This is a genomic window from Cribrihabitans marinus (assembly GCF_900109035.1).
Classification (GTDB): Bacteria; Pseudomonadota; Alphaproteobacteria; order Rhodobacterales; family Rhodobacteraceae; genus Cribrihabitans; species Cribrihabitans marinus.
The window spans coordinates 87629-105007 of sequence record NZ_FNYD01000011.1 but is presented as its reverse complement, the minus strand read 5'-3'; the positions used below and the strand labels follow the sequence as shown (position 1 = coordinate 105007).

Annotated in this window: 19 protein-coding genes and 1 riboswitch; of the genes, 6 read left to right on the top strand and 13 right to left on the bottom strand. The window is 68.3% G+C overall.

What is annotated here, in order from left to right:
• Positions 1-54: 54 nt before the first annotated feature.
• On the bottom strand, positions 55-687 hold the full coding sequence (locus tag BMX57_RS17185) for a class I SAM-dependent DNA methyltransferase (protein ID WP_092370086.1): 633 nt from the start codon (positions 685-687) through the stop codon (positions 55-57).
• An 87-nt stretch (positions 688-774) separates the two neighbouring features.
• On the opposite strand from BMX57_RS17185, the gene BMX57_RS17180 reads away from it, so the two are divergent.
• On the top strand, positions 775-1629 hold the full coding sequence (locus BMX57_RS17180; RefSeq protein ID WP_092370084.1) for an SDR family oxidoreductase: 855 nt from the start codon (positions 775-777) through the stop codon (positions 1627-1629).
• Here BMX57_RS17180 and dxs read toward each other — a convergent pair whose 3' ends face one another.
• The 6 genes from dxs to BMX57_RS17150 form a co-directional block, all read right to left on the bottom strand.
• The gene (dxs, locus tag BMX57_RS17175) at positions 1630-3558 is read right to left on the bottom strand and encodes a 1-deoxy-D-xylulose-5-phosphate synthase (protein ID WP_092370081.1); all 1929 of its coding nucleotides are present in this window, start codon (positions 3556-3558) and stop codon (positions 1630-1632) included. It abuts the gene before it with no gap.
• Between the two features lie 15 nt (positions 3559-3573).
• Entirely contained in the window at positions 3574-4440 is an 867-nt protein-coding gene (locus tag BMX57_RS17170) for a polyprenyl synthetase family protein (RefSeq protein ID WP_092370078.1), read from the bottom strand.
• Positions 4440-4682: an exodeoxyribonuclease VII small subunit gene (locus BMX57_RS17165; RefSeq protein WP_092370076.1), complete on the bottom strand. Its 243-nt coding sequence runs from the start codon at positions 4680-4682 to the stop codon at positions 4440-4442. Before BMX57_RS17165 ends, BMX57_RS17170 begins: the two co-directional genes overlap by 1 nt.
• Positions 4679-5605, bottom strand: a complete 927-nt coding sequence (locus BMX57_RS17160; protein WP_092370072.1) for a histone deacetylase family protein — start codon at positions 5603-5605, stop codon at positions 4679-4681. Before BMX57_RS17160 ends, BMX57_RS17165 begins: the two co-directional genes overlap by 4 nt.
• A 72-nt stretch (positions 5606-5677) precedes the next feature.
• Positions 5678-6379, bottom strand: a complete 702-nt coding sequence (locus BMX57_RS17155; protein WP_092370069.1) for a response regulator — start codon at positions 6377-6379, stop codon at positions 5678-5680.
• Positions 6376-6888 carry a MarR family winged helix-turn-helix transcriptional regulator gene (locus BMX57_RS17150; RefSeq protein ID WP_092370066.1) on the bottom strand — a complete coding sequence of 171 codons (513 nt, stop codon included), beginning with the start codon at positions 6886-6888 and terminating at the stop codon, positions 6376-6378. Before BMX57_RS17150 ends, BMX57_RS17155 begins: the two co-directional genes overlap by 4 nt.
• 157 nt (positions 6889-7045) lie before the next feature.
• Here BMX57_RS17150 and BMX57_RS17145 point away from each other — a divergent pair, with 157 nt between their 5' ends.
• The gene (locus BMX57_RS17145; protein ID WP_092370063.1) at positions 7046-7912 is read left to right on the top strand and encodes a branched-chain amino acid aminotransferase; all 867 of its coding nucleotides are present in this window, start codon (positions 7046-7048) and stop codon (positions 7910-7912) included.
• Positions 7913-7999: 87 nt separating this feature from the next.
• Here BMX57_RS17145 and cobO read toward each other — a convergent pair whose 3' ends face one another.
• Together cobO and BMX57_RS17135 are read right to left on the bottom strand one after the other, a co-directional pair.
• Positions 8000-8599 carry a cob(I)yrinic acid a,c-diamide adenosyltransferase gene (gene cobO / locus BMX57_RS17140; RefSeq protein ID WP_092370059.1) on the bottom strand — a complete coding sequence of 200 codons (600 nt, stop codon included), beginning with the start codon at positions 8597-8599 and terminating at the stop codon, positions 8000-8002.
• A gap of 59 nt (positions 8600-8658) precedes the next feature.
• Positions 8659-9597, bottom strand: coding sequence for a DMT family transporter (locus tag BMX57_RS17135; protein WP_092370057.1), 939 nt, complete (start codon positions 9595-9597; stop codon positions 8659-8661).
• Between the two features lie 95 nt (positions 9598-9692).
• On the opposite strand from BMX57_RS17135, the gene BMX57_RS17130 reads away from it, so the two are divergent.
• Both BMX57_RS17130 and BMX57_RS17125 read left to right on the top strand, forming a co-directional pair.
• Positions 9693-11201 (top strand): malonate--CoA ligase, encoded by a 1509-nt coding sequence (locus BMX57_RS17130; RefSeq protein WP_092370054.1) that lies wholly within the window; start codon positions 9693-9695, stop codon positions 11199-11201.
• Positions 11191-12525 (top strand): CoA transferase, encoded by a 1335-nt coding sequence (locus tag BMX57_RS17125; RefSeq protein WP_177175488.1) that lies wholly within the window; start codon positions 11191-11193, stop codon positions 12523-12525. Before BMX57_RS17130 ends, BMX57_RS17125 begins: the two co-directional genes overlap by 11 nt.
• Here BMX57_RS17125 and BMX57_RS17120 read toward each other — a convergent pair.
• From BMX57_RS17120 to BMX57_RS17105, 4 genes are all read right to left on the bottom strand, one after another.
• The gene (locus tag BMX57_RS17120; protein ID WP_092370048.1) at positions 12522-13463 is read right to left on the bottom strand and encodes an AEC family transporter; all 942 of its coding nucleotides are present in this window, start codon (positions 13461-13463) and stop codon (positions 12522-12524) included. The two genes, BMX57_RS17125 and BMX57_RS17120, sit on opposite strands and share 4 nt — an antisense overlap.
• On the bottom strand, positions 13460-14122 hold the full coding sequence (locus BMX57_RS17115) for an HD domain-containing protein (RefSeq protein ID WP_092370045.1): 663 nt from the start codon (positions 14120-14122) through the stop codon (positions 13460-13462). The genes BMX57_RS17120 and BMX57_RS17115 overlap by 4 nt, the downstream gene beginning before the upstream one ends.
• A complete protein-coding gene (gene aroC / locus BMX57_RS17110; protein ID WP_092370042.1) occupies positions 14106-15206 on the bottom strand; it encodes a chorismate synthase in 1101 nt (366 codons plus the stop codon). The genes BMX57_RS17115 and aroC overlap by 17 nt, the downstream gene beginning before the upstream one ends.
• A 144-nt stretch (positions 15207-15350) precedes the next feature.
• Positions 15351-15791 (bottom strand): 6,7-dimethyl-8-ribityllumazine synthase, encoded by a 441-nt coding sequence (locus tag BMX57_RS17105; protein WP_092370039.1) that lies wholly within the window; start codon positions 15789-15791, stop codon positions 15351-15353.
• 73 nt (positions 15792-15864) lie between these two features.
• Positions 15865-16017: riboswitch (FMN riboswitch) on the bottom strand.
• 59 nt (positions 16018-16076) lie between these two features.
• Here BMX57_RS17105 and BMX57_RS17100 point away from each other — a divergent pair.
• Positions 16077-16691: an FMN-binding negative transcriptional regulator gene (locus tag BMX57_RS17100; protein WP_092370036.1), complete on the top strand. Its 615-nt coding sequence runs from the start codon at positions 16077-16079 to the stop codon at positions 16689-16691.
• A gap of 56 nt (positions 16692-16747) precedes the next feature.
• A complete protein-coding gene (locus tag BMX57_RS17095; RefSeq protein ID WP_092370033.1) occupies positions 16748-17359 on the top strand; it encodes a glutathione S-transferase in 612 nt (203 codons plus the stop codon).
• The last annotated feature ends 20 nt before the right edge of the window (positions 17360-17379 follow it).

Here is a 17379-nt window from a genome sequence, read left to right as displayed (position 1 = left end):
CCTTCTGGCGACTCCCCTTGGGTGTTTCCAGACAGATGAAGGGCGGATCGCCGCTCAGGATTTCTCGAAGAGCGCGATCAGGGCGGTGTCGTCCTTGTTGGGGCCGGCGGCCAAATCGCCGTAGATCCGCACCTCGGTCAGGGTGAAGTCCGAGATCCGGTCCCTTTGAAGGTCGGCAAAGGCTGCATCGAAACCGGCCTCGGCATAGTGCTGCGCGTTGATCGAGATGGCGAATTGCGCGCCCCGGCGCGCAACGTCCAGAAGGTTGGGCAGGGCGGATGGGCCGACATGGCCGAGGGTGAATGTGCCCGAGGATACGATTCCCGCATAGCTGTCGGCGGGGGCGGGAATCCCCACGTTCAGATCGGCGACGATGGCGTCACGATAGATGTCCTTGGTCATCGCCCGGTCCAGCATCTCGGCGCTGATATCGGTGGCGTCGATGGGGCCAAGGCCGAACTGGGACAGGACCGCGCCGCACAGCCCGGTTCCCGCGCCGACATCCAGGACCGGCCCCTGGCCGCCGGCCGTGGCAAAGGCGCGCGCAGTGTGCAGCGGCAGCATGTAATCTTCGCGCGCGGCGAAACCCTGGTCGTAATCCTCGGCCCATTGCGCATAGAGGCGGCGGGACTCCTCGGGGGAGTCCAGCGCGTAGGCGGCATGCAGGTCCGGCGTCTTGCGGGTCATGCCCCATCAAGCGGTCATCGGGGGATTCGAATCAAGTGCGTCCATCCGGCGCTTGCATCCCGTGGGCCACCGCATCATCAATTGGCCATGACCGGCACACTGTTTTCCTTTGGACACGGATATTCCGCCCGCACTCTGTCGCGACGGCTTGCGCCGCAAGGCTGGCGCGTCATCGGAACGACCCGCGACCCTGCCCAGCTTGCGGCGATCCGCGCGTCGGGCGCCGAACCGATGGTTTGGCCGGGCGCGGCGCCAGACCTGGACGGGGTGAGCCACCTGTTGATCTCGACCGCGCCCACGGGTGAAGGCGACCCGGTTCTGGCCGCGCTGGGCGATCAGATCGCGGCGCGCGCGGGCCAGTTCACCTGGGTCGGCTACCTGTCCACCACGTCCGTCTATGGCGACCACGGCGGCGATTGGGTGGACGAGACGACACCGCCCGCGCCCACGGCCCGACGCGGCCGCTGGCGCGCCGAGGCCGAGCGGCAATGGGCGGCGATCCCCGGCCTGCCGCTGCACATCTTTCGCCTGGCCGGGATCTATGGCCCGGGGCGCGGGCCGTTCTCGAAGCTCAAGCGGGGCGGCCTGCGGCGGGTCATCAAGCCGGGGCAGGTGTTCAGCCGCATCCATGTGGACGACATCGCGCAGGTTCTGGCGGCCTCGATGGCGCGGCCGGATCCCGGCGCGATCTACAATGTCTGCGACGACGAACCGGTGCCGCCGCAGGACGTGATCGCCTATGCCGCCGAGTTGCAGGGGCTGCCCCTGCCGCCCGCGGTGCCATTTGAGGAGGCCGATATGACGCCGATGGCGCGCAGCTTCTATTCCGAGAACAAGCGAGTGCGCAACGACCGGATCAAGGCGGAGCTGGGCGTCGAGCTGCTTTACCCGGACTACCGGGCAGGGCTGGAGGCGCTGCAGGCCGATACCACGGCGCAGTAGCTAGGCCCGTTTCTCTCCGATCCGCGTCACGCCCAGCACGTCCAGCACCTTCGCCTCGATCTGCTCGGCATTCATGCCCGCGACCGCGTACATGTCCGCGGGGCTGGCCTGGTCGATGAAGATGTCGGGCAGGACCATCTGGCGGAACTTCAGGCCGCTGTCGAAGACACCCGCATCCGCCAGCAATTGCGCCACATGGCTGCCGAAGCCGCCGATGGCGCCTTCCTCGATGGTGATCAGCGCCTCGTGATCCGCCGCCAGTTGCAGGATCAGGTCGCGGTCCAAAGGCTTGGCGAAACGTGCGTCGGCCACGGTGGGGGTGATGCCCTTGGCCGCCAGCGCCTCGGCGGCCTTTTCGACCTCGGCCAGCCTGGTCCCGAAGGACAGGATCGCCACGCGCGAGCCGTCCCGGATCATCCGGCCCTTGCCGATCTCCAGCACCTCGCCGCGTTCGGGCAGCTCGACCCCCGCCCCTTCGCCGCGCGGGTAACGGAAGGCGATGGGGCCGTCGTCATGCGCCGCGGCAGTGGCGACCATGTGTTTCAGCTCGGCCTCGTCGGCAGCGGCCATGACCACCATGCCGGGCAGGGTGGCCATGTAGGCAATGTCGAAGGCCCCGGCATGGGTCGCGCCGTCGGCGCCCACCAGCCCGGCGCGGTCGATGGCGAACCGCACCGGCAGGCGCTGGATCGCCACGTCATGCACCACCTGGTCATAGCCGCGTTGCAGGAAGGTGGAATAGATCGCGCAGAACGGCTTCATCCCGCCCGCCGCCAGCGCCGCCGAGAAGGTCACGCCGTGCTGCTCGGCGATGCCCACGTCGAAACAGCGCGACGGGTAGCGTTCGGCAAAGAGGTTCAGCCCGGTGCCGTCCGGCATCGCCGCGGTGACCGCGACGATCTTGTCATCCCGAGATGCCTCGTCCACCAGCGCCTTGCCGAACACCGACGTATAGCTGGGCGCGTTTGAAGGCGCCTTTTTCTGCTCGCCGGTTACAACGTCGAACTTGGCGGTGGCATGGCCCTTGTCACGCGCGGTCTCGGCCGGGGCATAGCCCTTGCCCTTGCGGGTCAGCGCGTGGATCAGGATGGGGCCGGTGGCCCGCGTCTTGACCATGCGCAGGATCGGCAGGATCTGGTGCAGGTCATGCCCGTCGATCGGGCCGATATAGGAAAAGCCCAGCGACTCGAACAGCGTGCCGCCCATCGCCATGCCCTTGAGCATGTCCTTGGCGCGCTTGGCCCCCTCGCGGAACGGCTGGGGTAGCAGGGATACCGCGCCCTTGGCGGCGGCCTTGAGCTCCTGGAACGGTTCCTCGGCGTAGAGCCGCGAGAGGTAACTCGACAACGCCCCGGTGGGCGGGGCGATGCTCATCTCGTTGTCGTTGAGGATGACGATCAGGCGCTTGCCCAGATGGCCCGCGTTGTTCATCGCCTCGAAGGCCATGCCGGCGCTCATCGCGCCGTCGCCGATCACCGCTATGGCGTCGCCCAGCCCCTCGGGCGTCACCCCGCCCAGGTCACGCGCCACGGAAAACCCGAGCGCCGCACTGATCGAGGTCGAGCTGTGCGCGGCGCCGAACGCATCATAGGGGCTCTCGGCGCGCTTGGTGAAGCCGCTCAGCCCGTCCTTCTGTCGCAAGGTGCGGATCCGGTCGCGGCGGCCGGTCAGGATCTTGTGCGGATAGCACTGGTGCCCCACGTCCCAGACGATCTTGTCGCGCGGCGTGTCGAAAATCGCGTGCAGCGCCACCGTCAGTTCCACCACACCCAGCCCGGCGCCCAGATGCCCGCCGGTCTGCGACACGGCCGAAATGGTCTCGGCCCGCAATTCGCTGGCCAACTGCACAAGCTGGCCGTCCGAGAACTGCTTGAGATCCGCCGGGCGGCTTACCCGGTCCAGCAATGGCGTGTTCGGACGGTCAGACATCTTGTCCCCAATCGGCTAGCTGTCGCGGGCAATAACGAAGCGCGCGGCCTGCTGCAAGGTTTCGGCCCGGGCGCCATGCACCGACACCGCGTCGCAGGCCGCCTCCACCAGTTCGGCGGCCCGTTTGCGGGCCGGGTCCAGCCCCAGCAGCGACACGAAGGTCGCCTTGCCCGCGCTTGCGTCCTTTTGCAGGCGCTTGCCCGCCTTCCGCACATCGCCCTCGACATCCAGAATGTCGTCGGCGATCTGAAAGGCAAGCCCCAGAGCCCGGGCATATTGGCGCAACGGGTCCGGGTCGGCCCCGGCCAGACGCGCGCCGGCGGTGGCGGCCCATTCGATCAGCGCTCCGGTCTTGCCCGCCTGCAGCCGGGTGATCTGCTCCAGCGCCAGCGCCTCGGCGGCGCTTTCGGCGGCGATGTCCAGCGCCTGGCCCAGCACCATGCCCGCCATGCCGCCGGCGCGCGCCAGCGTCAGCGCCAGTTCGGCCCGGATCTCGGGCGGACCGGCCTCGGGGTGCGCGGCCAATTCGAACGCCAGCGCCTGCAGCGCGTCGCCCGCCAAAACCGCGGTCGCCTGGTCCCAGGCCACATGCACAGTCGGGCGGCCGCGGCGCAGGTCGTCGTCATCCATGCAGGGCAGGTCGTCATGCACCAGGCTGTAGGCGTGCATAGCCTCGATGGCGGTGGCGGGCCAGATCGCGCGCGCCTCGGCCACGTCATGCAGCCGCGCGCTCTCCAGCACCAGGAACCCGCGCAGGGCCTTGCCGCCCGTGGTGGCGTGGCGCATCGCGCGTGTCACCGGCAGATCGTCCAGACCACCCAGCACCCGGTCGAACTGCGCCTGCAGCCGGACGGCGTCGGCGGCCAGCGTGTCGCGGAACATCAGCCCGGGTCGACGGCTGCGGTCCCGGTCGGCTGGCCCTCGGCGTCCAGCGTGATCGCGGCCACCTTCTCCTCGGCGCGCTGCAGCTCGGCCTCGCAACGCTTCTTCAGCGCCGCGCCGCGCTCGTAGAGCGTGATCGACTGGTCCAGAGCCACGTCGCCGCGCTCCAGTTGGCCGACCACGGCCTCAAGCTCCTTCATGGCCTGTTCGAATGTCATTTCCTCAACGGGCGTGTCGCTCATCTCACCGCCTTTGTCAGTTCCTCAACATGCGCCCGGCACGCGGCCGCCAGCGCGTTCAGATCATACCCGCCTTCGAGAGTCGAGACGAGACGCCCGCCGCAAAGCGCGCCGGCCAGCTTGCACAGCTCGGCGGTGATCCAGGCGAAATCGCCGGTGGACCAGGCCAGATTGGCCAGCGGATCGTCCTGATGCGCGTCGAAACCGGCCGAGACCACGATCAGTTCGGGGCGGAAGGCGCGGAGGCGGGGAAACGCCTCGCGCTCGTATATCGCGCGCATCTCGGCCCCGCCCGATCCGGGATCCAGCGGCAGGTTCAGGATGTTGTCATGCGCGCCGGTCTCGTCGCGCCGCCCCGATCCGGGCCAGAGCGGCATCTGCTGGCTGGTCACGACCAACGCGCGCGGCTCGTCCCACAGCAGGTCCTGGGTGCCGTTGCCGTGATGCACGTCGAAATCGACCACCGCCACCCGGCTCAACCCGTGATGGTCCAGCGCATGTTTCACCGCCAGCGCGGCGTTGCCGAACAGGCAGAACCCCATCGCCGTGTCATGCTCGGCATGATGACCCGGCGGGCGGACCGCGCAGAAGGCGTTGGGCGCTTCGCCGCCCAGCACCATGTCGACCGCCCGTACGGCGGCGCCGGCCGCGCGGAACGCGGCGGCCAGGGATCCCGGCGACAGGAAGGTGTCGCCGTCGATCCGCGCGAAACCGCGCTCGGGACTTGTTCTGCGCAGCATGTCCAGATGGGCGGCCGGGTGAATGCGCAGGATGTCGTCCTCGGCCGCCATCGGCGCGGTGACCCGTTCCAGGTCGAGCGGCGCAAGCGCGTGCAGCACATGCTCGAGCCGGGCCACCCGCTCGGGATGGCCTTCGGGCGTCTCGTGCTCCAGGCAGTCGGCATGGGTGACAAGTGCGGTCTTCATCGCGATCCGTCCTTCATCTGGCCAGAAATACCTCCGCTGGCGGCACTAAATCGCCGCGCAGCGGCTACAGGATCAGTCAGGTGCCAGCATGTAACCCGCGCCGCGCACCGTCTGCAAATAGCGCGGTTGCTTGGGGTTGGGCTCGATCTTGCGGCGCAGGCGCGTCACCTGGACGTCCACCGCGCGTTCCTGCGCCTGGCCCCGGTCGCGGCCCAGGTCCTCGACCAGCTTGGTGCGGCTGACCGGTTCGCCGGGCTGTGCCGAAAAGATCTTCATCAACTGGCTTTCGGTCGCGGTCAGGCGCACCAGGTCCTCGCCCTGCCACATCTCGCCGCGCTCGATGTCGTATCGGATCGGGCCCAGCTGCAGGAATTTCGGCGCGTTGTCCTGTGCCGCGGTCTCGGGCATGCGCCGCAGGATCGCGTTGATCCTGAGCAGCAGTTCCTTGGGTTCGAACGGTTTGGGCAGATAGTCGTCGGCGCCGGCCTCGAGCCCGGCAATGCGGTGTTCGGTGTCGCCGCGCGCGGTCAGCAGCAGGACCGGCGTCTCCAGCGTCTCGCGCAGCGACCGGGTCAGGCTGACCCCGTCCTCGCCGGGCATCATCACGTCCAGCACGATCATGTCGAAATCCAGCCCCGCCAGCACCCGGCGGGCATGTTCGGCGTCGCGCGCGGCGGTGACCAGGAACCCGTTGCGGATCAGGAACTTCTTGAGCAGGTCGCGGATCCGCTCGTCATCGTCGACGATCAGCAGATGGGCGTCGAAATCGCTCATGCCGGGCCATCCCGCAGCTTGCGGTAGGCGCGCCGCATGTCCGGATCCATCATCGCCTCCAGCACCCGGCGGAATCCGGCGACCGCCTCGGGGCCGGCGGCGCGATAGGCGGCGCGCATGCGGGCGCGCTGGGCGTCCGACAGCTGCGCCTCCAGCGCCGCGCCGGCGTCGGTCAGGTAGAGATGCCGCTCGCGCTTGTCGATGTTACCCACCCGGCTTTCGACCAGCCCGTCGGCGATCAGGGTGCGCAGCACCCGGTTCAGCGATTGCTTGGTAACCCCGAGTATCGCCAAGAGGTTGTTCACCGTGGTGCCCGGCGCGCGGTTGATGAAATGCACGGCCCGGTGATGCGCCCGGCCATAGGCCAGTTCCGCCAGGATTCGGTCGGGATCGGCGGTGAAGCCGCGATAGGCGAAGAACATCGCCTCGATCCCCTGCCGCAATTGCTCGTCGGTCAGATACAGCAGGGTTTCCCCGCCATAGACCGGAGCGCCGCGCGCCTCTGTCATTCCGGACCTCTTTCTTGCCTGGCCATCACTTTATGTCAGTCTTATTGACACTCCAAGAGCGAACCGGTATCGAATCGCAGAATTTGCGCAACTTTATGTCCGATCCGGCCCTAGCCTGCGCAACAAACGGGAAAACACTCAGCTCAGGAGAATGGGCATGGCGGCATATGACGATCGCGACGGCGTGATCTGGATGGATGGAGAGATGGTGGACTGGCGCGAGGCGAAGGTCCACGTGCTGAGCCATGCGATGCACTACGCATCCTCGGTCTTCGAGGGCGAGCGCGCCTATAACGGCAAGATCTTCAAGAGCCGGGCGCATTCCGAGCGGCTGATCGCCTCGGCCGAGGCGCTGGACATGCCGATGCCGTGGTCGGTCGACCAGATCGAGGCGGCCAAGGCCGAGGCGCTGGAGGCCAGCGGGTTGCGCGACGCCTATGTCCGCGCGGTGGTTTGGCGTGGCTCGGGCGAGGACATGGGCGTGGCCTCGGCCCGCAACCCGGTACGGATGGCGGTCGCGGTCTGGCCCTGGGGCGCCTATTACGGCGACGCCAAGATGCAGGGTGCCAGGCTCGACATCTCGGAATGGAAACGGCCCAGCCCCGAGACCATCCCGGTGCATGCCAAGGCGGCGGGGCTTTACATGATCTGCACGATCTCCAAGCACAAGGCCGAGGCCAAGGGCTGTTCCGACGCCCTGTTCATGGATTACCGCGGCTACGTGGCCGAGGCGACCGGGGCCAACATCTTCTTCGTCAAGGACGGCGAGGTGCACACGCCGCTTCCCGATTGCTTTCTGAACGGCATCACCCGCCAGACCGTCCTGCAGATGCTGCGGGATCGCGGGATCAAGGTGCATGAGCGCCACATCCTGCCCGAGGAAATGTCGGGATTCGAGCAGTGCTGGCTGACCGGAACCGCCGCAGAGGTGACGCCGGTGGGCCAGATCGGCGACTACAGGTTCGAGGTCGGTGACCTGACCCGTCAGATCGCCGGCGCCTATGAGGATCTGGTGCGGGCCTGACCCGGCGCGGTTCGGGGGCGCTGCCCCCGCCGCCCTGCGGGCGACTCCCCCGAGGTATTTGCGGCGAGAGGAAAGCGGGGCGCGGCGTCAGAAATCTACGCCGCGCTGGGCCTTGATGCCGGCCTGGAACGGGTGTTTCACCTCGGTCATCTCGGTCACGAGATCGGCATAGTCGCACAGGGCTTCGGGCGCGTCGCGCCCGGTCAAGATCACGCCGGTGCGCTCGGAGCGGGCCTTGAGCCCGTCCAGAACCGCCTCGACGCTCAGATATTCGTAGCGTAGCGCGATGTTGATCTCGTCCAGCACCACCAGGTCGTAATCTCCGCCCGCCATCAGGTCACAGGCCTTGCCGAAGGCCGCCTGTGCCGCGGCGATGTCGCGGTCGCGGTCCTGGGTGTCCCAGGTGAAGCCTTCACCCATCGTGTGCCAGGTGACGCCGCCATGTTCCTCGAAGAACCGCCGCTCGCCGGTCTTCCACTTGCCCTTGATGAACTGGACGACAGCGACCTTCTGGCCCCAGCCCAGGGCCCGGATGACCACGCCCCAGGCCGAGGAGGATTTGCCCTTGCCCTTGCCGGTGTGGATCAGCACCAGGCCCCGGCCCGGATCGCGGGTTTCGGCCACCTTGGCGCGCTGCCGGGCCTGGACCGCTTTCATCTTGTCCTTGTGTTCCTGCGTGTCGCTCATCGGGAACCCCCTTTGCTGTCGTCGCCGCCACCCTAGGGGCTGAGGCGGAAACGTAAAGCTCAGCTTTTGGGGTCCGTGACCGCGCGTGCCTTGCCGCGTTCCAGGCCCAGCTGATGTTCGCGCCAGATCACCAGGACGTTGCCCGCGATCACCAGCCCGGCGCCTGCGAGCATCACCAGGGTCGGCAATTCGGCGAACCAGACATAGCCGATGGCGATCGCGAGCAGCATCGAGGTGTAGTCGTAGGGCGCCAGCATCGAGGCCTGGCCGAAGCGGTAGGAGGAGGTCACCAGGATCTGCGCCACGCCGCCGATCAGGCCGGTGGCGACCAGCATGATCGCCTGCCGGGGCGTCGGGACGACCCATCCGAAGAACACGGTCAGCAGGGCCAGCAGCGAGGCGGTCACTGAGAAGTAGAACACGATGGCCGCCGCGTGATCGACCTGCACCAATTGGCGGATGTGGATCTGCACGAAGGCTCGCGCGACCGTCGCGGCCAGGATGCAGAGCGCGCCGAGGGTCGCCGCGTCGGTCGCGGGCGTGCCGGATCCCAGCCGCGGCCAGAGCATGATGAGAACGCCCAGCAGGCCAATGGCCACCGCCCCGATGCGGATCAGGCGGATCCGCTCTCCCAGCATGATCGCGGCCAGGATCAGGGTGAAGATCGGCGTGGCATAGCCAATGGCCGTCACCTCGGGCAGCGGCAGCAGCCCCAGCCCGGTGAAGGTCAGGCCCATGGCCGTGGTGCCCAGCACCCCGCGCCAGAAATGCCCCATCGGGCGCTTGGCCACGAGGCCCCGGCGCAGCTCGCCCCGCGCCACCAGCCAGACCAGGATCACCGGAATGGCAAAGAACGAACGGAAGAAGACCGCCTCTCCGGCCGGGATATCCTCGGACAGCGCCTTGACCAGAGCGGACATGAAAGTGAACAGCACAAGGGCGCCCAGCTTGAGCGAGACCGCCAGAACCGGTCGATGCGATGTTAAGGAGTCCGGCATGGCCGGGAACCTGCGCCTTTCCCCGGCAAAGATCAACGACTTGATTCCCGCCCCCGCAATCCGCCACTGTGCACCCGCAGAAACAGGAGCCGCCGATGTATGACGCCAACCATCTGATCGCGCATCTGGGGGCTGCTTCGCGGGACCGGGACGCCGATGTGTTTGCGCGGTTGCCGGATGGCGGAACCGTATCCTTCGGCCAGCTCTTCGCCGGTGCCGAGCGGATGGCGGCGGCGCTGTCGGCGCAAGGGGTCGCGCCCGGGGACCGGGTCGCGGTGAAGGTCGCCAAGACCGTCGAGGCGATTCAGCTTTACCTGGGTACGGTGATGGCCGGCGGCGTGTTTCTGCCGCTCAACACTGCCTACACGGCAGCCGAGGTCGCCTATTTCGTGCGCGATGCCGGCCCCGCGGTGGTCGTCTGCGACCCTGCCCGGCAGGCGGAGACCGAGGGGATCGCCGATGATGCGACCGTGCTGACCCTGGATGCGTCCGGGCAGGGCAGTCTGCGCGATCTGGCCGATGCCAAGACCGGTTTTTCGCCGGTCCAACGCGGCCCCGGTGACCTGGCGGCGATCCTCTACACCTCCGGCACCACGGGGCGGTCCAAAGGGGCGATGCTGAGCCATGACAATCTGTCGTCCAACGCGCTGACACTCAGGGATCTCTGGCGCTTCACGGCTGCGGACGTTTTGATCCACGCGCTGCCGATCTTTCACACCCACGGCCTGTTCGTCGCAACGAACGTGGCGCTGGTGGCGGGGTCGCAGATCGTGTTTCTACCGGGGTTCGATGCCTCCGCCATCCTCGATGCGATGCCGGAGGCGACAGCGCTGATGGGCGTGCCGACCTTCTACACGCGGCTGCTCGCCGACCCGCGGCTGACCCGTGACCGCGCCGCCAACATGCGGCTCTTCATCTCGGGATCCGCGCCGCTTCTGGTCGAGACCCACGAGCAATGGGAGGCGCGGACGGGCCACCGCATTCTCGAACGCTATGGCATGACCGAGACCAACATGAGCACATCGAACCCCTATGATGGCGAACGCCGCGCCGGAACCGTGGGCTTTCCCCTGCCCGGGGTCGAGGCGCGCGTGATGCGCGAGGGCGAAGAGGTTCCGCAGGGCGAGATCGGAGTCCTCGAGGTGCGCGGACCCAACGTGTTCCAGGGCTATTGGCAGATGCCGGACAAGACGGCCGAGGAGTTGCGGCCCGACGGCTGGTTCATCACCGGAGATCTGGCCCGTATCGATGCCGATGGCTACGTCACCATCGTCGGGCGCGAAAAGGATCTGATCATCACCGGCGGCTTCAACGTCTATCCGAAAGAGGTCGAAGCCTTGATCGACGAATTGCAGGATGTGTCGGAAAGCGCCGTGATCGGAGTGCCGCATCCCGATTTCGGCGAGGCGGTTCTGGCCGTTGTTGTGCCCAAAACCTCCAATTTAGAGCCTGATACCGTACGTGAGAAACTGGCCGGGCAATTGGCGAAGTTCAAGCAGCCCAAGCGGATCATCCTGGTCGAGGAGCTGCCCCGGAACACGATGGGCAAGGTGCAGAAGAAGGCGCTGCGTGAGGAGTATGGGAAGGCGTTCGATGAGGGCTGAGATCGAAACGGCATTCGGGGCCGGCGCCTATCGCGTGACGGGGCAGGGTGCCTGGCGCTCGCGGTTCGGTGTGACCGGCCTGGCAGTGGCCTCGATGGGTGCGGTCGGTGCGGCGGTTGCCGACCTGATCGCGGCGCTGGGCCTGGGCGACCGCCCCGAGGTGAGCGTGGACCGGCGGCTCGCGTCGCTCTGGTTCGGCTGGTCGCTGCATCCGCAGGGCTGGCCGATGCCGTCGCTGTGGGATGCCGTTGCCGGGGACTACCGGGGCCGGGATGGCTGGATCCGGTTGCACACCAACGCGCCGCATCACCGGGAGGCGGCGCTTTCGGTGCTGGGCGTCAAGGCCGAGCGCGACCAGGTGGCCGCTGCGGTGCGCCGCTGGGATGTCGATGCGCTTGAACAGGCGGTTGTCGCGGCCGGCGGCGCCGCGGCGGCGATGCGCAGCCGCGCCGCCTGGTTGGCGCATCCGCAGGGGGCGGCAGTTGCGGCCGAGCCCCTGGTCGCCTGGCGCGCGGCTCACGGAACCCTGCGCGCCTGGCCGGCGACGCGCGAACGCCCTCTGGCAGGGTTGCGCGTGCTGGACCTGACGCGCGTGCTGGCCGGGCCGGTGGCCACGCGGACGTTGGCCGGGTTCGGGGCCGACGTGCTGCGGATCGACCCGAGGGACTGGACGGAGCCCGGCGTGATCCCCGAGGTGACGCCCGGCAAGCGCTGTGCCCATCTCGACCTCAAGTCCCCGGACGGGGTTGCCCGGTTCGAAGACCTGCTGTCGCGCGCTGATGTTCTGGTGCATGGCTACCGGCCCGGTGCGCTGGATGGGCTGATCGACCCGGCGCGGCGGGCCGAACTGGCCCCCGCGACGATCGAGGTCAGCCTTTGTGCCTATGGCTGGAGCGGACCCTGGTCCGGGCGGCGGGGCTTCGACAGCCTGGTCCAGATGAGCAGCGGCATCGGCGAGGCCGGCATGGGCTGGGCCGGGTCCGATCGCCCCCATCCCCTGCCGGTGCAAGCACTGGATCATGCCACCGGATATTTCATGGCCGCCGCCGTGCTGTCCGCCTTGGCCCGTGCCGTCGAAGGGCATGTGCCGCACCGCGCGCGCCTGTCCCTGGCACGCACCGCGGAACTCCTGGTCGGCATGGATCGGGATGACGCGGATCCGGTCATATCAGGCTCTGATAAGGGGGATCTAGCACCCGAGCCTGAGCAGACCGACTGGGGTCCGGCGCTCCGCCTGCGGCCTGCCATCGCTGTGGCGGGATGTCCGATGCGCTGGGACCGCCCGGCCAGCCAGCTTGGCAGCGCGCCTGCCGAATGGCCCTAGCCAAGCACGGCCAGGAAGCCCGAGAGTGTGAAAAACCCCAGCACCGTGGTCAGCAGCATGGCGACCGAGGCCATGCCTTCCTGGCCCTGTTCCTGCGCCAGCACCACGTAGATGCCGAACATCGGCATCGCCGCCGACAGGATGGCGGCGACCTGCCAATCCGGTGAGAGTGTCAGGCCCAGCGCGCCGAGCAGGGCGATGGCCAGCGCCACCATCGCCGGATGCACCAGCAGCTTGCCGGCCGCGATCTGCAGGGGGCGGGCCAACTGGCCGCGCAGCGGCAGACCGGCGAGCGAGCCGCCGATCACCACCAGCGACAGCGCCGCGGCCGAGGCGGCCAACATCGCCAAGAGCCGCGCGCCGGCCTCGGGGATCGGCACCCTGGCCAGGGACACCGCAAGGCCCAGAAGCAGGCCGATCACCATCGGGCGGCGCAGCACGCCCCACAGGATCGCCGCCAGCCGGCGCGGCAAGCCGCCCTGCGCCGGGCCGCGTGCGAGGTCCATGAGGATCAGGCAGATCGGAATCAGCACCACGTTCTCGACCAGCATGTTCAGCGCCAAGATCACCCCGGCCTGGTCGGGGAGGAGCAGCAGCATCACCGGAAACCCGATGAAGCCGGAATTCGGGCAGGACATGCCCATCACCGCAACCGCGCGCCGGGGCCGGTCGGCCCCGGTCAGGGTGAACCAGGCAAAACCCAGGGCGATGGTCGCCAGCCCGCCCAGCAGGAAGGCCAGCATGTAGACCGGCTCGAACACCTGGGCAACGTCGCGGCTGGCCACCGCGTCGAAGAGCAGCGCGGGCAGCGCGACGGTCATCACGTATTGACCCAGCACGCGCATGTCCGAAGGTGTGAACCACCCCGCCCGCACGGCCAGGTAGCCGATCGCGATGGCGGCATAGATCGGGAAGGTGATCGCGAGGATCGCGGTCACTTGGAGATCCACACAGGCGGCAGGTCCGTCCCGATCTCTTCGGCGAAATCGTAGAGAAAGCGCAGCATCAGCAGAACCCGCTTGCGCGCCAGCCGTCTGCCGGCATCGGTCAGCATATCTTCGGGCAGTGACAGCAGCTTGATCCGCCAGTGGTCCAGCGAGAACCTCGCATCGTCCGGCGCCCGCCGCTCGCAGAACGGGTCTGCGGGATCATAGAGCGCGCGGCCGAGCGAGCCCGAGACCGAGAAGTTGCGCGCGATGCCGATGGCGCCCAGCGCATCCAGCCGGTCGGCGTCGCGCAGGATGCGCGCCTCGGCGGTCTCGGGCGGGATGCCGGCCGAATAGCTGTGCGCGGCGATGGCATGGCCGGCGGCGGCGATTTCAGGCTCTGACAGGCCGAATTCGCGCAGAATCGGTGCAGCCGCCTCGGCCGATTGGCGGGAGGCCATGTGCCGGTCGGGGTCGTTCTTGGGCAGGTTGACCAGGTCGTGCAGGTAGCTGGCGGCCAGCAACACACGTTGGTCGGCCATGCCGTTGGCGATGGTCCGGGCGTTGACCCAGACCCGGTCGAGATGCGCCAGGTCATGGGCCGGATCCTGCGTCATCTGGTCGGCGACCAGGGCGCGCAGCCGCTGGCGCAGATCAGCCGATGCGGCCACGGTTTCCGCCGATCTGGCCGCGATGCAGCAACAGGTGGTCGAGGATCACGCAGGCCATCATCGCCTCGCCCACCGGAACCGCGCGGATGCCCACGCAGGGGTCGTGCCGGCCCTTGGTGACGATTTCGGCCGGCTCGCCGGATTTCGTGATCGTGCGCCGCGGGGTCAGGATCGACGAGGTGGGCTTGACCGCGAACCGCGCGACGATGTCCTGCCCGGTCGAGATCCCGCCCAGGATGCCGCCGGCATGGTTCGAGCTGTATTCCGGACCGTCCTCGCCCATGAAGATCTCGTCGGCATTGCCCTCGCCGGTCAATTCGGCCGCGGCCATGCCTTCGCCGATCTCGACGCCCTTGACGGCGTTGATGGACATCATCGCGGCGGCCAAATCCGTGTCCAGCTTGGCATAGACCGGCGCACCCAGCCCGGCCGGAACGCCGCGCGCCACGACCTCGATCACCGCGCCCACCGAACTGCCGGACTTGCGCAGGTCGTCGAGATAGCTGGCCCAGCCCTCGGCCGCCTGCGCATCCGGGGTCCAGAACGGGTTGGCGTTGATCTGGTCCCAATCGAAACGGTCGCGGTCGATCCGGTGCGGGCCCATCTGCACCATGTAGCCGGTGATCTGCACCTGCGGGGCCAGCGCGCCGATCGCGGCGCGCGCCAGCCCGCCCGCCGCCACCCGCGCCGCGGTCTCGCGCGCCGAGGAGCGCCCGCCGCCGCGATAGTCGCGGATGCCGTATTTCTGCCAGTAGGTGATGTCGGCATGGCCGGGGCGGAACTTCTCGGCGATGTCGCCGTAATCCTTGGAGCGCTGGTCGGTGTTCTCGATCATCAGCTGCACCGGAGTGCCGGTGGTCTGACCTTCGAACACGCCGGACAGGATCCGCACGGCGTCCGCCTCGCGCCGTTGCGTGGTGTATTTGTTCTGCCCCGGCTTGCGGCGGTCCAGCCAGTGCTGGAGCGCGGCCTCGTCGATTGGCACGCCGGGCGGGCAGCCGTCGACCGTAGCGCCCAGCGCCGGCCCGTGGCTTTCGCCCCAGGTGGTGACGCGGAAGAGATGGCCGAAGGCATTCATGGACATGGGCGCGCTCCTTTGCGATCCGTGCTTAGCCGGGCGTGGGCGGTGCCTCAAGCCGCTTTCTGTCCCGCCCCGGGGGGAGGGGGCGCTGCCCCCGCCGCCCTTGCGGGCGACTCCCCCGAAGTATTCTTCAAAAGATGAAGCCGGTCAGGCGGCTTCGGTCAGGCCGGAGCGCAGCGCCGCGATCCGCAGCGCGGCGGCGGCGGCCTCTTGACCCTTCTCGACGAAATGGGCCTGGAAGATGCCGGTGTGATGGGCGGTCTCCTGATACTGGTGCGGGGTCAGCGAGACCGAGAGCACCGGCACGCCGCAGTCCATCCCGGCGCGCATCAGGCCGTCGACCACGGCCTGCGCCACGAAGTCGTGGCGGTAGATGCCGCCGTCGACCACGAAGGCCGCGCAGGCGATGGCGGCATAGCGGCCGGTCCGGCCGAGATCGCGCGCCAGCAAGGGCATCTCGAACGCGCCGGGCACGTCGAAGACATCGACCTGTTCGGCCGGGATCCTCTGCAGGAACCCGTCCAGCGCGCGGTCGACGATGTCGGAATTCCAGTTGGCCTTGATGAAGGCAAAGCGGGTGTGTGTCATCGTGAACTCCTTTCGTAACGGACACGTCACCCAAGGCGATCACGAACAAGCCCGAGCCAGCGGGCACGGGGTTGTGCGTTCTCTTCCATCCGGACTATGACCGTCGGCTCCGGCCTCGCACCGGATCTGCTGTCACCCCGGGCCATTGGCCGGGGCCGCTCGCGGGCTCGCGGATCGGGATCCGCATACCGCCGGTGGGGAATTCCGCCCCGCCCTGAGAACGATGACAGCCTTGCCAAGCCCGCATCGGTTCTGCAAGGGATTTCGCAACCGACAGGAGCAGCCATGCACCCCAATCCGGTCTTTCGCACCGCCGGCCGCGACCGAAACCTGGCTTTTGCCCGCGACCGCGCCTTCGGGATGCTGGCGGTCGCGGACGATGCCGCACCGCTGCTGAGCCACGTGCCCTTTGTCCTGTCGGAGGCGGGCGGGCACGCCGATCTGCACCTGGTGCGGTCCAACCCGATCATTCGCGTGCTGGCCCGGCCGCGGCCGGCTCGGATCGCGGTCTCCGGGCCGGACAGCTATGTCTCGCCCGACTGGTACGGGGCCGAGGACCAGGTGCCGACATGGAACTATGTCGCTGTGCACCTGACCGGGCTGCTGGAGTTGCGGCCTGTGGACGAGCTCCCGGCGCTGCTCGACCGCCAGTCCGCGCGGTTCGAGGAGCGTCTGCAGCCGAAGCCGCCCTGGACGACGGCCAAGATGACCCCGGATGCCCTGGACCGGATGATGCGCGTGATCGTGCCCTGCCGTTTGCGGATCGAGGCGGTCGACGGCACCTGGAAGCTGAACCAGAACAAGGCCGAGGCCGAGCGTCTGCGGGCCGCGGAGGCGGTGGCCAAGGACGGGATCGGTCACGAGTTGCAGGCGCTGGCGCAACTGATGCGCGAGGCATAGACAGCGTCACGCGCCGATCCTAGGCTGGCGTGAAAGAACCGCCTGGGGAGATCGTCATGCGCCTCTATTTCAGCCCGACCTCGCCCTATGTGCGGAAAGTCATGATCGTGCTGCACGAGACCGGCCAGCTGGGCGAGGTCGAGCTTGTGACCGCGTCCGGCACGCCGCTGGCACCGGCCGAGGCGCTGCTGGGCAAGAATCCCCTGACGAAAGTGCCCGCGCTGGAGCGTGACGACGGGCCGACCCTGTTCGACAGCCGGGTGATCTGTGCCTATCTCGACGCCCGGGCCGGCGGCGGGCTCTATGGGTCCGGCGACGGGCGCTGGGACTCGCTGACGCTCGAGGCGCTGGCCGACGGGGTGCTGGACGCCGCGTTGCTGATGACCTACGAGGGCCGGCTGCGCCCCGAGGACAAGCGCTGGGACAGCTGGACCGAAGCACAATGGGACAAGATTGGCCGGGCCTGCGCCGCGCTTGAATCACGCTGGCTGAGTCACCTGTCGGGGCGGCTGGATATCGGCCAGATCGCCGTGGCCTGCGCGCTGTCCTATGTCGATTTCCGGCACGCGGCGCGCGACTGGAGATCAGCCGCGCCCGGTCTGGACGCGTGGCACCGGGAGTTCGAATCGCGCGCCGCTATGATCGCGACGCGCCCGCCGCCGGAGTGAAGGCCCAAGACCTTGATTTC

Coding starts and splice junctions, on each gene's coding strand:
- BMX57_RS17185 (WP_092370086.1), bottom strand. CDS start 687: ATGACCCGCAAGACGCCGGACCTGCATGCCGCCTACGCGCTGGACTCC.
- BMX57_RS17180 (WP_092370084.1), top strand. CDS start 775: ATGACCGGCACACTGTTTTCCTTTGGACACGGATATTCCGCCCGCACT.
- dxs (WP_092370081.1), bottom strand. CDS start 3,558: ATGTCTGACCGTCCGAACACGCCATTGCTGGACCGGGTAAGCCGCCCG.
- BMX57_RS17170 (WP_092370078.1), bottom strand. CDS start 4,440: ATGTTCCGCGACACGCTGGCCGCCGACGCCGTCCGGCTGCAGGCGCAG.
- BMX57_RS17165 (WP_092370076.1), bottom strand. CDS start 4,682: ATGAGCGACACGCCCGTTGAGGAAATGACATTCGAACAGGCCATGAAG.
- BMX57_RS17160 (WP_092370072.1), bottom strand. CDS start 5,605: ATGAAGACCGCACTTGTCACCCATGCCGACTGCCTGGAGCACGAGACG.
- BMX57_RS17155 (WP_092370069.1), bottom strand. CDS start 6,379: ATGAGCGATTTCGACGCCCATCTGCTGATCGTCGACGATGACGAGCGG.
- BMX57_RS17150 (WP_092370066.1), bottom strand. CDS start 6,888: ATGACAGAGGCGCGCGGCGCTCCGGTCTATGGCGGGGAAACCCTGCTG.
- BMX57_RS17145 (WP_092370063.1), top strand. CDS start 7,046: ATGGCGGCATATGACGATCGCGACGGCGTGATCTGGATGGATGGAGAG.
- cobO (WP_092370059.1), bottom strand. CDS start 8,599: ATGAGCGACACGCAGGAACACAAGGACAAGATGAAAGCGGTCCAGGCC.
- BMX57_RS17135 (WP_092370057.1), bottom strand. CDS start 9,597: ATGCCGGACTCCTTAACATCGCATCGACCGGTTCTGGCGGTCTCGCTC.
- BMX57_RS17130 (WP_092370054.1), top strand. CDS start 9,693: ATGTATGACGCCAACCATCTGATCGCGCATCTGGGGGCTGCTTCGCGG.
- BMX57_RS17125 (WP_177175488.1), top strand. CDS start 11,191: ATGAGGGCTGAGATCGAAACGGCATTCGGGGCCGGCGCCTATCGCGTG.
- aroC (WP_092370042.1), bottom strand. CDS start 15,206: ATGTCCATGAATGCCTTCGGCCATCTCTTCCGCGTCACCACCTGGGGC.
- BMX57_RS17105 (WP_092370039.1), bottom strand. CDS start 15,791: ATGACACACACCCGCTTTGCCTTCATCAAGGCCAACTGGAATTCCGAC.
- BMX57_RS17100 (WP_092370036.1), top strand. CDS start 16,077: ATGCACCCCAATCCGGTCTTTCGCACCGCCGGCCGCGACCGAAACCTG.
- BMX57_RS17095 (WP_092370033.1), top strand. CDS start 16,748: ATGCGCCTCTATTTCAGCCCGACCTCGCCCTATGTGCGGAAAGTCATG.